General features: G+C 68.0%; 12 protein-coding genes. 9 read left to right on the forward strand and 3 right to left on the reverse strand.

The genetic code is table 11. The annotated features are described in order from the left end of the window. Positions 1 to 174: 174 nt before the first annotated feature. Both HAV18_RS36130 and HAV18_RS36135 read left to right on the forward strand, forming a co-directional pair. On the forward strand, positions 175 to 2,142 hold the full coding sequence (locus tag HAV18_RS36130; protein ID WP_166965367.1) for a Xaa-Pro dipeptidyl-peptidase: 1,968 nt from the start codon (positions 175 to 177) through the stop codon (positions 2,140 to 2,142). A 132-nt stretch (positions 2,143 to 2,274) separates the two neighbouring features. Next, positions 2,275 to 2,643, forward strand: coding sequence for an NUDIX domain-containing protein (locus HAV18_RS36135; RefSeq protein WP_166965369.1), 369 nt, complete (start codon positions 2,275 to 2,277; stop codon positions 2,641 to 2,643). Between the two features lie 19 nt (positions 2,644 to 2,662). On the opposite strand, the gene HAV18_RS36140 is transcribed toward HAV18_RS36135, so the two are convergent. After that, a complete protein-coding gene (locus HAV18_RS36140; RefSeq protein ID WP_166965371.1) occupies positions 2,663 to 3,592 on the reverse strand; it encodes a 2-hydroxyacid dehydrogenase in 930 nt (309 codons plus the stop codon). 166 nt (positions 3,593 to 3,758) lie between these two features. On the opposite strand from HAV18_RS36140, the gene HAV18_RS36145 reads away from it, so the two are divergent. The 6 genes from HAV18_RS36145 to HAV18_RS36170 all read left to right on the forward strand — a co-directional run bounded on the left by HAV18_RS36145 (position 3,759) and on the right by HAV18_RS36170 (position 8,925). Further along, the gene (locus tag HAV18_RS36145) at positions 3,759 to 4,682 is read left to right on the forward strand and encodes an ABC transporter substrate-binding protein (protein WP_166965373.1); all 924 of its coding nucleotides are present in this window, start codon (positions 3,759 to 3,761) and stop codon (positions 4,680 to 4,682) included. After that, entirely contained in the window at positions 4,679 to 5,857 is a 1,179-nt protein-coding gene (locus HAV18_RS36150) for an ABC transporter permease (protein WP_166965375.1), read from the forward strand. The genes HAV18_RS36145 and HAV18_RS36150 overlap by 4 nt, the downstream gene beginning before the upstream one ends. Then, a complete protein-coding gene (locus HAV18_RS36155; RefSeq protein WP_166965377.1) occupies positions 5,854 to 6,801 on the forward strand; it encodes an ABC transporter ATP-binding protein in 948 nt (315 codons plus the stop codon). Before HAV18_RS36150 ends, HAV18_RS36155 begins: the two co-directional genes overlap by 4 nt. After that, positions 6,798 to 7,586: an ABC transporter permease gene (locus tag HAV18_RS36160; protein ID WP_243771831.1), complete on the forward strand. Its 789-nt coding sequence runs from the start codon at positions 6,798 to 6,800 to the stop codon at positions 7,584 to 7,586. Before HAV18_RS36155 ends, HAV18_RS36160 begins: the two co-directional genes overlap by 4 nt. A gap of 219 nt (positions 7,587 to 7,805) precedes the next feature. Then, complete coding sequence (locus HAV18_RS36165) at positions 7,806 to 8,474, forward strand: lytic transglycosylase domain-containing protein (protein WP_166965379.1); 669 nt, start codon at positions 7,806 to 7,808, stop codon at positions 8,472 to 8,474. 40 nt (positions 8,475 to 8,514) lie between these two features. Further along, the gene (locus HAV18_RS36170) at positions 8,515 to 8,925 is read left to right on the forward strand and encodes a lysozyme inhibitor LprI family protein (RefSeq protein ID WP_166965381.1); all 411 of its coding nucleotides are present in this window, start codon (positions 8,515 to 8,517) and stop codon (positions 8,923 to 8,925) included. 30 nt (positions 8,926 to 8,955) lie between these two features. Here HAV18_RS36170 and HAV18_RS36175 read toward each other — a convergent pair whose 3' ends face one another. Then, positions 8,956 to 9,831: a LysR family transcriptional regulator gene (locus tag HAV18_RS36175; RefSeq protein WP_166965383.1), complete on the reverse strand. Its 876-nt coding sequence runs from the start codon at positions 9,829 to 9,831 to the stop codon at positions 8,956 to 8,958. A gap of 170 nt (positions 9,832 to 10,001) precedes the next feature. On the opposite strand from HAV18_RS36175, the gene HAV18_RS36180 reads away from it, so the two are divergent. Further along, complete coding sequence (locus HAV18_RS36180) at positions 10,002 to 11,114, forward strand: alkene reductase (protein WP_166965384.1); 1,113 nt, start codon at positions 10,002 to 10,004, stop codon at positions 11,112 to 11,114. Between the two features lie 137 nt (positions 11,115 to 11,251). Here HAV18_RS36180 and HAV18_RS36185 read toward each other — a convergent pair whose 3' ends face one another. Beyond that, positions 11,252 to 11,995, reverse strand: coding sequence for a hypothetical protein (locus tag HAV18_RS36185; protein WP_166965386.1), 744 nt, complete (start codon positions 11,993 to 11,995; stop codon positions 11,252 to 11,254). Positions 11,996 to 12,008: the final 13 nt, after the last annotated feature.

Here is a 12,008-nt window from a genome sequence, read left to right on the forward strand (position 1 = left end):
CCCCGCCGGGTTGCGCGTTGCGTGACGCGCGTCGACGCCGGCCGTGACACCCGGGCATGACTCCCGGCGCTTTCGAAGATGCAGTTCCGCTTTATCCGATGCAGCACCCGGCCGGCCCGCAGGGGGCATATCGCGGGTCGGCCGGTTCCAGACAATCAAAACAAGAGGTCGACAATGGACATTCATCGAACCGGATTGCGTCGTGCGTGGCTTCCCGCGCTCATTGCAGCCACGACGCTCGCCGCGTGCGGCGGCGACGACGGCGGCAGCGTGGCGGGCGTCTCCGCGCTTGCGCAGGGTCAACAGGAGGGGGCCGCCGCATCGGCGGCCGACAAGCAGTCGCTCGCATCACGCATTTCGCCGTCCGGCGTCCCGTACGCCAACCCGGCCAGCGGCGGCCGCTACCGCCCCGTGATCACGAACGGCCAGGTGCAGCCGTCGCTGTCGGGCGGCACGATCGAGGAGAACGCGTGGGTCGACACGCCGGTCGATTCCGACGGCGACGGCACGCGCGACCGCATCCACGTACGCATCGTGCGCCCGACCGAAACCGCAAATGGCGCGCGCACCCCCGTCATCGTGCTCGCGAGCCCGTACTACGCGGGCCTCGCCGACAGCCCCGACCACAACGTCGACGTCGAACTCGACGGCACGCCGCATCCGGCCGCCACTGCGGCCACGGCGGCGACCGGCGCCTCCGCGCGCATCATGGCCGCCGCGCCCCAGGTGCGGATGCTGCAGCAGGTCGAAGCGGCCGCCGCCGGGCGCTCGTGGATCGAGAGCTACTTCATTCCGCGCGGCTTCACGATCGTCTACGCGGATTCGCTCGGCACCGCCGGCTCGGACGGGTGCCCGACGATCCTCACGCGTGACGAATCGGTCGCGATGGCATCGGTGATCCGCTGGCTCGGCCGCGACGCGACCGCGAAGGATGCGACCGGCAAGACGGTCGTCGCGAACTGGTCGACGGGCCACGTCGGCATGTACGGCGTGTCGTACGACGGCACGCTGCCGAAGATGGTCGCGAGCCTGCGCACGCGCGGGCTCGACGCGATCGTGCCGGTCGCCGGGCTGACGAACATGTACGGCTACTACCGCTCGGGCGGGCTCGTACGCGCGCCGGAAGGCTATCAGGGCGAAGACGTCGACGTGTACATCAAGGCGCTGCTGACGAACGCGCATCCGGAGCGTTGCACGCACCTGATCGACGAAGCGTTGCAGAAGGAAGACCGCACGACCGGCGACTATTCGCCGTTCTGGGCCGCACGCGACATCCCGTCTGCGTTCGCGGTCGCGCCGGCGCTCGTCGCACAAGGGCTGACCGACGACAACGTGCGGGTCGACCAGTCGACCTCGTGGTATCTCGCGATGCGGCGCCAGGGCGTGCCGACGCAGCTGTGGCTGCACCGCCTGAAGCACACCGACCCGACCCGCGTGCCGGCGATGGCCGATGCGTGGACCGCGGAGGTGAACCGCTGGTTTACGCGTTATCTGATCGGCTTCGACAACGGCGTCGAACGCGATCCGCGCGCGGTGATCGAGCAGGCCGACGGCACGCTGCTGAAGGAAGCGGACTGGGCCGCACGCCACGCCACGCCGGTCACGTATTTTGCGGGCGGCGACGGTGCGGGCACCGGCACGCTGCTGCGCCTGCCGACCGGCGGCCCGCTCGCACGCTTCACGGACGATGCGCGCATCACCGCGCTCACGCTGGCGAACGCACCGACCGGCGAGAATCGCAGCCGCTTCGAAACCGCGCCGCTCACGGCCGCGACACGCCTGTCCGGTGCCGCGACCGCACGCGTCAGGCTGACCTTCACGGCGGTGGCCAACGTGACGGCCCTGCTGGTCGATCGCGCGCCGGACGGGTCGGCCACGATCGTCACGCGCGCCTGGACCGACCCGCGCAACCGGTGGTCCGAATGGCGCTCGGAGCCCGTGCTGCCCGGGATGCCGTACGACCTGAAGCTGACGTTCATGCCGCGTGACTACAAGCTGGAAGCCGGCCACCGGCTGGGGCTCGTCGTGCTGTCCAGCGACAACGAGGCAACGCTGCGGCCGACGCCGGGCACGGGCCTGACGCTCGATCCGGCCGGGACGTCGGTGACGGTGCCGCTGGCGGCAGCGTCGACGGGCGCGTAGCCGCACGCCAACTGCCGGCATGACGGCACCCCATCCCCCGCCTGTTCGCCCATCGGCGCAGGCGGGGGAATCGCTGCAAAAAGGGAACACCTGCGATAGGCTGCGGAAGTCGAACGCCAACGGTGAACCCACATGATCCCCCTCAGCGCGAAAGCCATCGTCCGTGACGGACGCTCGGTCCTGTTCCTGCGCAATCCACGCGACGAATGGGAACTGCCGGGCGGCTGGCCCGAAGCGGGCGAATCGCTCGAAGAAACCGTCACGCGCGAAGTGCGGGAAGAATGCGGGATCGTCGCCTCGGCGCTCCGCTACGTGGCGAGCCGCTCGTGCGAGGTCGTGCCGGGCAAGCGCGTGCTCATCGTGTGCTTCGAGTGCCAGGTCGATCGTCATGAAATCGTCCTGAGCGACGAGCACAACCAGTTCGGCTGGATCGATCTCGATGCCGACAAGCCCGCAAACCTGCCGGATTTCTATTGGGAATTCTGCAGGCAGGCGGGCTGATTCGCGCCCGCCCCGCCGCTCACACCGGCGTCAACACCGGCTCACCCGCGAAATGCCGCGCCGCGTTGTCGAGAAACTGCTGCACCGAGCGATCGAGCGCCTCCGGCGACCAGCCACCCATGTGCGGCGTCAGCACGACATTGTCGAGATCCGTCAGCGCGCGCGGCGGTTCCGGTTCCCCTTCGTACACATCGAGCCCCGCGCCCGCGATGCGCCGTTCGCGCAGCGCGTCTGCCAAAGCAGCGGTATCGACAACACTGCCGCGCGACACGTTGACGAGAAAGCCGCCTGGCCCGAGCGCATCGAGCACCGCACGGTCGATCAGGTGCCGCGTGCCCGCGCCGCCCGGCGTCGCGACGATCAGGAAATCAGCCCACTGCGCGAGCGCGTCGACGCGGTCGAAATAGCGGTAAGGAGCATTCTTCGGCGACCGGTTGTGATAACCGATCTCGATGTCGAAGCCGGCTGCGCGTCGCGCGCACTTCTCGCCGATCTTGCCGAGCCCGACGATGCCGAGCTTCTTGCCCGACACGTTCGGCGGCATCGCGAGTCCGTCGCGCCACACGCCCGCGCGGGTTTTCGCGTCGAGTTGCACGACGTTGCGCACCGCCGCGAGCAGCAGCGCGAACGCGTGATCGGCCACGCAATCGTCGTTGGTGCCGGCGCCCGTGACCACGGTCACGCCGCGCGCCTTTGCGTGCGCAACGTCGATGTGCTCGTAGCCGGCCCCGAGCGCGCTGACGAACGTGAGTTGCGGAAGGCGGTCGATCTCGGCGCCGGTGAGCCCCGTGCTGCCGTTGGTCAGCACCGCGCGTATCGTGCCGCCGTGCTCGGCGATCGCGCGTTCGCGTGCTTCGGGGGTCGGGGCGTGGCGCACGTCGAACGACGCGGCGATCTCGCGATGCGCGTCGCCGCGCAATGCGATGAGAACCAGCAACTCGGGCTTCATGGCAGGAAGTGTCGGCAGGAGCGGGAACGGATTTCAGTGTAACAAGCCCGGATGACGGATGCGGGTTATCCCCACGCGGGCTGTGGACACGCCGCCGCACGCGGTTTGCCAAAGCCGGCTCAGTCAAGTAACTTTCGGCCTACGCCCCCGTCCTGGAGATTGGCTCATGAAGCTCGCCCTGCCCGCCCGGATCCTGGGCCTCGCGGTCGCCGCCGCCCTCGTCGCGCCCGGCGCACACGCCGACACGCCCGTCGTGGTGTCGTCGAAGATCGACACCGAAGGCAACCTGCTCGGCAACCTCATCGCGCAGGTGCTGAAGGCGCACGGCATCCCCGTCACCGAAAAGATCGCGCTCGGCACCACGCCGATCGTGCGCAAGGCGCTCACGAGTGGCGAGATCGACATCTACCCCGAATATACGGGCAACGCCGCGTTCTTCTTCAACAAGGCCGACGATCCTCTGTGGAAGAACGCGAGCCAGGGCTACGACGCCGCGAAGAAACTCGACTATGCGGCGAACCATCTCGTGTGGCTCGCCCCGGCGCCCGCGAACAACACATGGGGCGTCGCACTGCTCGCACCCGTCGCGCAATCGCAGCACCTGAAGACCTTCTCCGATTTCGGCAAGTGGGTGGCCGGCGGCGGCAAGGTGAAACTCGCGGCATCGGCCGAATTCGTGAACAGCGCGTCCGCGCTGCCGTCGTTCGAGAAGGCGTACGGCTTCAAGCTGAAGCCCGAGCAGCTCGTCGTGCTGTCGGGCGGCGATACGGCCGCGACGATCAAGGCCGCCGCGAACCAGACCGACGGCGTGAATGCGGCGATGGTGTACGGCACCGACGGCGGCATCGCGTCGAGCGGCCTCGCGGTGCTCGACGACGACAAGCACGTGCAGCCCGTCTACGCGCCCGCGCCCGTGATCCGGGAAGCCGTGCTGAAAGCGCACCCGCAGATCGCCGACTACCTGAAACCCGTGTTCGCGAGCCTCGACCTGAAGACGCTGCAGTCGCTGAACGCGCGCATCCAGATCAACGGCGAGCCGGCCGCCGGCGTCGCGAAAAGCTACCTGAAAGCGAAGGGCTTCGTGAAATGACCGAACGCGCGGCGGCGTCCGCGCGGCGCGTGAACCCCGACAAGGTCGGCATCCTGATCGGAGTCCTGACGATCGTTGCGGTGCTCGGCCTGCCGTTCGTCGTGCTGCGGCCGAACCGGATCGCGGCCGGCACGGGGTTGTCGGTGTTCGCCGCGCTGCCTGCGATGCAGGGCGCCGTGCTGGCCGCGCTGTGGATCGTCGGCGCGCTGTGGGCGATGACGGCGAGCCGCCCCGCGTGGCGGCTCGCAGCCGGCTGCGCATGGCTCGCGACGCTCGCGTATGCGCTCGGCGCGGCCGCGACGCATGTCGTCGCCCCAGACGACATGCTCGCGCGCGTGTCACCCGACGCGGGTGTCTGGCTTCTCTTGTTCGCGTGGGCCGTGCTTGTCGCGGACGCGCTCGCACGCCTCGCATTCGGCCCGTGGCGGCGCCTCGCCGCGCTCGTCGTCGCGATAGCCGCGATCTCGGTGCCGCTCGCGAGCGGCTGGTGGGACGGCCTCTCCGTGATGCGCGAATACGCGGTGCGCAGCGACGATTTCTGGCGCGAAGCGATCCGTCACGTGTCGCTCGCCGGTGGCTCGGTGGCCGCCGCGCTCGTCGCGGGCGTGCCGCTCGGCATCGCCTGTGCACGCATCGCGGTAGTGCGTACCGTCGCGATGCCCGTGCTCAATGTCGTGCAGACGATCCCCAGCATCGCGATGTACGGGCTGATGATGGCCCCGCTCGGCCTGCTCGCCGCACACGTGCCGCTCGCGGCCGCGCTCGGCATCCGCGGCATCGGCGTCGCGCCGGCCGTGCTCGCGCTGTTCCTGTATTCGTTGTTGCCGATCGCATCGAGCGTCGTTGTCGGGCTCGGGCAAGTGCCGCCGCACGTGACCGAAGCGGCACGCGCGATGGGGATGACGCGCGCCCAGCGGTTGTTGCGCGTCGATCTCGTGCTCGCGCTGCCGGTGATCCTGAGCGGCGTGCGCATCGTGCTCGTGCAGAACATCGGGCTGACCGCGGTCGCCGCACTGATCGGCGGCGGCGGCTTCGGCACCTTCATCTTCCAGGGGATCGGGCAGTCGGCCGCCGATCTCGTGCTGCTCGGCGCGATCCCGACGATCGCGCTCGCGCTGGTGGCGGCCGTCATATTCGAAGCCGCGACCACGCTCGCGAAAGGGCGTGCAGGATGATCGAGATCGAACGTGCGGGCAAACGCTTCGGCGATATCGTCGCCGTCGACGACGTCTCGCTGACGATGCAGCGCGGCACGATCACCGCGCTCGTCGGTGCGTCGGGCAGCGGCAAGTCGACGCTGCTGCGCATGATCAACCGGCTGATCGCCCCTACCAGCGGCACGATCCGCATCGACGGCGTCGATACCGCCACCGTCGCGCCCGAACAGCTTCGACGCGGCATCGGCTACGCGATCCAGGGGCACGGGCTGTTTCCGCACTGGAGCGTCGCGCGCAACATCGCGACCGTGCCGCGCCTGCTCGGCTGGCCGGCCGCGCGCATCGACGCGCGCGTAAACGAATTGCTCGACCTGTTCCATCTCGCGCCGGCCGAGTTCGCGGACAAGCTGCCGCACGAACTGTCGGGCGGCCAGCAGCAGCGTGTCGGCGTCGCGCGCGCGCTCGCGGCCGAGCCCGCGATGCTGCTGATGGACGAACCGTTCGGCGCGCTCGATCCGATCATTCGCGGCAAGGCACAGGACGACCTGTTCGCGCTGCAGCGCCGCCTCGGCATCACGGTCGTGATCGTCACGCACGATATCGAGGAAGCGCTGAAGCTCGGCGACACGATCGCGGTGATGGACGGCGGCCGGCTGCTGCAGGTTGCACCGCCGGCCGAGATTCTCGGCAAGCCGGCGGCCGGCGTCGTCGAGCAGCTCGTCGCGGGCGTCGACCGGCCGCTGCGCCTGCTCGCGCTGACGCCGATCGACGCAGTGGCCGAACCCGGTCATGCCGACGGCGAGCCGATCGCCGCGACCCGCACGCTGCGCGATGCGGTGTCCGAACTGCTGTGGCGCGGGGTCGATGCGCTGCCCGTCGACGACGGCGATGCACGCGACGCGCGCGGCGCTCGCCGCATCACGCTCGATGCAATCCGCGCACATGCGAGGAAGCCCGCATGACGACACCGGATGCGACGCAACGCGCACGGCCTTTGCGTCAGCCCCTGCCCCGCCACTTTGCCGCGTTCACGGCGCGCGCCGCCGCGCTCGCGCTGCTGCTCGTGCTGCTGATTCGGCCGATGTGGCTGCAGGGCCTGTTCGCACCGTTCGCGGACAACGGCGCGCCCGTCATCTACGATCGCGCGAGCCTGCTCGACCTGACGCTCGCGCATCTCGGCACGGTCGCGCTGTCGAGCCTGATCGGCACGATCGTCGCGGTCGCGGCCGGGATCTTCGTCACGCGGCCGGCCGGCGCGGATTTCCTGCCGGTCGCGCGCAGCGTCGTCGACATCGGCCAGACCTTCCCGCCCGTCGCGGTGCTCGCGCTCGCGGTGCCAGCCGTCGGCTTCGGGCTGAAGCCCGTGCTCATCGCGCTCGTGCTGTATGGCCTCCTGCCGGTGTTCGAAAGCACGATCGCGGGGCTCGAAGACGTGCCGCGCGATGTCGTCGATGCCGCGCGCGGCATGGGAATGAGCGGCTGGCAGCAACTGGTGTCGGTCGAGCTGCCGCTCGCGTTCCCGGTGATCGTCAACGGCATCCGGCTCGCGGTCGTGATCAATCTCGGCACCGCGACGATCGGCTCGACGGTCGCCGCGCGCGGCCTCGGCGACGTGATCATTGCGGGCCTGCAGACGTCGAATACCGCGTTCGTGCTGCAGGGCGGCGTGATCGTCGGGCTGCTCGCAGTGCTCGTCAGCGATGCGATCGGTGCACTGGCGCGGGTGGCGACCGCGCGACGCGCGTAAGGTTTGCGGTGCAGCACACCTTACTCGTCTGTTAAAAAACGTCAGCGCGAGATTGCTCGGCGTTTATCTGGACTACGATGCGTGTCCGCGCAACGATCGCCCCATCGCATCGTTACGCGCCGAAACAAGCCTACATGCTGCTTTCATTCGAGCCGACGTTCGACAACCCGTGTTGATTGGCCGATATACTATGCGCCTCCCATTTCCCCGCACTTCACCATGCGACGGTTTCTCTCGCTAATCGTGCTTTCGTTCGGCATCGCGCAACAGGCATCGGCGCAGCAAGCGCCCGCGCTGCCTGCATCCGCGCCCGAAGCGATTGCATCGGCACCGGCCGTCGCCTCCGCGCCGCTCGCCAACGCCAACGATCAGCCGAACGAAGCAAACCGCCGCATCACGTCCTACCTGACGAAGAAATTCGGCGTTGCGAAAGAAAAAGCCACGAAGCTCGCCGATATCGTGAGCGTGACTGCGACGAAATATTCGCTGCCGCCGGCACTCGTTTACGCCATCATCTCGATCGAATCGCGCTTCCAGGAAAAGGCGCGCGGCCAGCACGGCGCGACGGGGCTGATGCAGGTCGTGCCGGCCGCGCACCGCGGCCTGCTGCGCAACGTGAAGGACCTGACCGAGCCGAACGCGAACGTCGAAGCCGGCTCCGCGATCCTGTCGGGCTACGTGAGGGCGGCCGGCGGCAACGTGCAGGCCGGGCTGAAAAGCTATGGCGGTTCGAATGCGTATGCGGCGAAGGTGATGCAGCGGGTCGATTCGTTCCGGTTCGTGCTCGAACCGGACGACGGCGCGAAAGCCGCGAACGAGACGAAGGCGCGGATGGTGCCGGTCAGCGAATCGACGTCGACATCGACGTCGGCTCGCAACACGCAGTAAGCGCGACTACGCACGCCCCTCTTTGCGACTCGTCCTGCACATGCGCGACACGATCCGACACGCCACCCGCCTTCTCGCCGTCGCCGCGCTCGCAAGCGGCGCAGCTTCCGCGTTCGCCGCGGTCGATTGCGAACAGCACGGGCCGACGATGGATGCGGTACGCCGATGCATCGTCGACAACAACAATCAGGCAGTGGAACACGCGTACCGGTCCCTCGAACGCAAGACCCGGCAACGCAACCCCGATGCGGCGAAACAACTCGCGCAATCGCAGGCAAGCTGGCTCAACTTCGCGCGCGACACCTGCGACTACGTGAAAGCCGCCAATCCGCAGCAGATGATTCCGGACGATGCGTGGCTGAACTGCTGGGTCGACTTCAGCCAGGCACGCGTGCGCATCCTGAAGAAATGGGAAGCGCAGGGGGACGCGCCGCAACCGGCGCAGCAGTGAACGGCGGACGATCGTCCGCGCAGCCTCCCGTCACGCCTGCGCGAAATGCGCGCGCAGAAACTCGATGAAAATCTGTGTCTTCGCCGGCAGCAAGCGCGTTTCCGTCATCGCGTAGACCGGCACGGCCGCGCCCTCCCATTCGGGCAGCACCCGGCGCAGCCGCCCCGCGGCCACATCGTCGGCCACCACTTCGTCCGGCACCTGGATGATCCCCGCATCATGCACGGCCAGTTGCCGGTTCATGCCCACGCTGTTCACGACGAACCGCCCGCCCACCGGCACGTCGACCGCCTGCTCGCCGCGACGCAGCGTCCACGCGGTGAGGCGCTGCACGCTCATGCACTGGTGCTGCGCCAGGTCGCCCGGTTCGAGCGGCTCGCCCGCGCGTTCGAGATAACGCGGCGACGCATACAGGTAGTTGCGGAACGTCGCGAGCCGCCGCGCGACGAGCTGCGAATCCGCCGATTCGCCGATCCGGATCGCGACGTCGAACGGCTCGCTCACGAGGTCGACGCGCCGTGACGTCAGCTCGAAATCGAACGTCAGCTTCGGGTAGCGGTTCGCGAATTCGACGATCAGCGGCGTCAGGTAGATCACCGCGAAATCGACCGGGAACGACGCGCGCAGCACGCCCGCCGGTTCGGCCAGCAGCCCACCGAGCTGCTCGTGCGCGAGCCGCGCCTCGTCGACGATGCGCTTGCAGCGCTCGAAATACAGCTGCCCGGCTTCCGTGAGCTCGATGCGGCGCGTCGTGCGGTGCAGCAGCCGCAAGCCGATCGCCTTTTCCAGCGCGCCGATGCGCCGCGACAGCGTCGAATTCGGCATCCCCAGCGCCTGCGCGGCACTACGAAAGCCGCGCGCCTTCACGACTTCCACGAACAGCGCCATGTCGTTCAGCAGTTCCATATCCGTTGCCCCATCAATGGATCAATGTTCTCCATTGCACCCACTTTATCTCGAAAAAGGAGCAATGGATGATGCAGGTATGGCGTCACGGCCGGCGCGACCTGCGCGACCCTCGCCCGATGCGGCACCGCCCCGGTGCCGTCACCCGAACTTCGATGAGGAAATACGCGATGAAACAGCTTTTCGTTCCCGCTCAAGCCGGCCAGGAAGCGCCGCGACTGTTCGCCCCGGTCCGCGTCGGCCGCTACGATCTGCAGAACCGCCTGGTCATGGCACCGATGACACGCAGCCGCGCCGCGTTCGACGGCACGCCCGGCGCACTGGCCGCCGAATACTATGCGCAGCGCGCGGACCTCGGCCTGATCGTCAGCGAAGGCACGCAGCCGTCGGACGACGGCCAGGGCTACCTGACGACGCCCGGCATCTACACCGACGCGCACGTCGCCGGCTGGAAGGCGGTCAGCGAACGCGTGCACGCACGCGGCAGCCGCCTGTTCATCCAGCTGATGCATGTGGGGCGCATGTCGCACCCCGACAATACGCCGCATCATCGCCAGGGCGTCGCGCCTTCCGCGATCGCGCCGGGCGTGCCGATGTTCACGATGAAAGGGATGCAGGAGATTCCGGCACCGCGCGCGCTGACGACGGACGAAGTGCGCGAGACCGTGAACGACTTCCGTATTGCCGCGCGCCGCGCGATCGAGGCCGGCGCCGACGGTGTCGAGATCCACGGCGCGAACGGGTATCTGGTCCAGCAGTTCTTCGCGCCGAACGCCAACACGCGCACCGACGCGTACGGCGGCTCGATCGAGAACCGCGCGCGCTTCGCGCTCGAGGTGGCCGAAGCGATCGCCGCCGAGATCGGTGCGGACCGCACCGCGATCCGCCTGTCGCCAGGCACCACGCTATGGGGCATCGACGAAGGCCCGGAAAGCGGCGAACTGTACCGTCATCTGGCATCGCAGCTCGACCGCCTCGGCCTCGCATACCTGCACGTGATGCACGGGGGCGACGAGCCGCTGCTCGCGGACCTGCGCGCACACTGGAACGGCACGCTGATCGTGAACCGGCCGGGCCGCGTGCGTGACGCGATCGGCACGGATGTCGCGTCGGGGCTCGCCGATCTCGAAGCGTACGGCCAGATGGTGCTCGCGAATCCGGATTTCGTCACGCGGCTGAAGACGGGCGCACCGATGAACGACGCGCAGCACGACACGTTCTTCGGCGGCGATGCGCGCGGGTATGTCGACTATCCGGCGCTGGATGGGGCGGCTGCGGCTTGACGCGATCGCACGGGGCGATAGCTGCGACACGCCTGAACCGTTTCGCAGCTATCGCCGGTGAACCGCGCGATATCCGTCAAAGACCGAACGTCTCATTGTTCGCCACCTGTCACGTTGAACTGAGCGGAAGCAGCCGATCAATCGGCATTTCGCATGGCGTCCGGAATACGGTAGGTGCCATCGCGATAGTCGAGCGTAACGTTACGGCGTTGTGCGGGTGACGTGTGATCCGAGCATGTATCGGCTTCGAGCCGGCTCTCGCGCTCGACGTACTTTTCGGCGACCCGCAAAACGGCGTAGCCTTGCGTGCCTGCCGGGCCGAGTGCGAGTGTGCGTGATGTTTCAGACGTACTTGTACAAGGACCATCACGGTCGCCGGTCCAATCGCTCACAATCAGGCGATCCAGCACCGGGCGCAAATGCTGCCCATCGATCAAATAGAGACTCAGCGTAGCGATGCCGGACATATCCGCGGGCGGGCCGCCAGACGACTTCAGGCGCACGCCGAAGGCACGTTGAGTGGAGGTCAGCTGATAACGCGCCGTGTCGAGCTCGACGCCGTCAAAATAGTGATCCTCTCCGTAGTGAATCGCCGATCGCTGAAACCGGTGCGCGACAATCGCGCCCGTAGCCGTATCGGCAACCAGTACCTCGATGTCGACGACGATCGGCCCCTCGCTGCTGCTTTTCTGCTCCAGAGGTAACACCCCGATCGTCAGCGCCTCATTCGCGGGCCAGACCTTGCAAACCGCGTGAGCAGCATCCAGCGCCTGGCCGGGATGAAGTTGTGCGAACCCGTTCTGAAGGTTCTCACTGCACCCTGCATGTGCGATGAGCGGCGCCAAAGCGGCAACAACGCAAGTCACAGCGCGTTTCATCATCGCCTTCCCGATG

Origin of the sequence: Burkholderia sp. D-99 (assembly GCF_011605345.1) — a bacterium.
Lineage (GTDB): Bacteria > Pseudomonadota > Gammaproteobacteria > Burkholderiales > Burkholderiaceae > Burkholderia.

Coding starts and splice junctions, on each gene's coding strand:
- HAV18_RS36145 (WP_166965373.1), top strand. CDS start 3,759: ATGAAGCTCGCCCTGCCCGCCCGGATCCTGGGCCTCGCGGTCGCCGCC.
- HAV18_RS36170 (WP_166965381.1), top strand. CDS start 8,515: ATGCGCGACACGATCCGACACGCCACCCGCCTTCTCGCCGTCGCCGCG.
- HAV18_RS36160 (WP_243771831.1), top strand. CDS start 6,798: ATGACGACACCGGATGCGACGCAACGCGCACGGCCTTTGCGTCAGCCC.
- HAV18_RS36165 (WP_166965379.1), top strand. CDS start 7,806: ATGCGACGGTTTCTCTCGCTAATCGTGCTTTCGTTCGGCATCGCGCAA.
- HAV18_RS36130 (WP_166965367.1), top strand. CDS start 175: ATGGACATTCATCGAACCGGATTGCGTCGTGCGTGGCTTCCCGCGCTC.
- HAV18_RS36150 (WP_166965375.1), top strand. CDS start 4,679: ATGACCGAACGCGCGGCGGCGTCCGCGCGGCGCGTGAACCCCGACAAG.
- HAV18_RS36180 (WP_166965384.1), top strand. CDS start 10,002: ATGAAACAGCTTTTCGTTCCCGCTCAAGCCGGCCAGGAAGCGCCGCGA.
- HAV18_RS36155 (WP_166965377.1), top strand. CDS start 5,854: ATGATCGAGATCGAACGTGCGGGCAAACGCTTCGGCGATATCGTCGCC.
- HAV18_RS36175 (WP_166965383.1), bottom strand. CDS start 9,831: ATGGAACTGCTGAACGACATGGCGCTGTTCGTGGAAGTCGTGAAGGCG.
- HAV18_RS36185 (WP_166965386.1), bottom strand. CDS start 11,995: ATGATGAAACGCGCTGTGACTTGCGTTGTTGCCGCTTTGGCGCCGCTC.
- HAV18_RS36135 (WP_166965369.1), top strand. CDS start 2,275: ATGATCCCCCTCAGCGCGAAAGCCATCGTCCGTGACGGACGCTCGGTC.
- HAV18_RS36140 (WP_166965371.1), bottom strand. CDS start 3,592: ATGAAGCCCGAGTTGCTGGTTCTCATCGCATTGCGCGGCGACGCGCAT.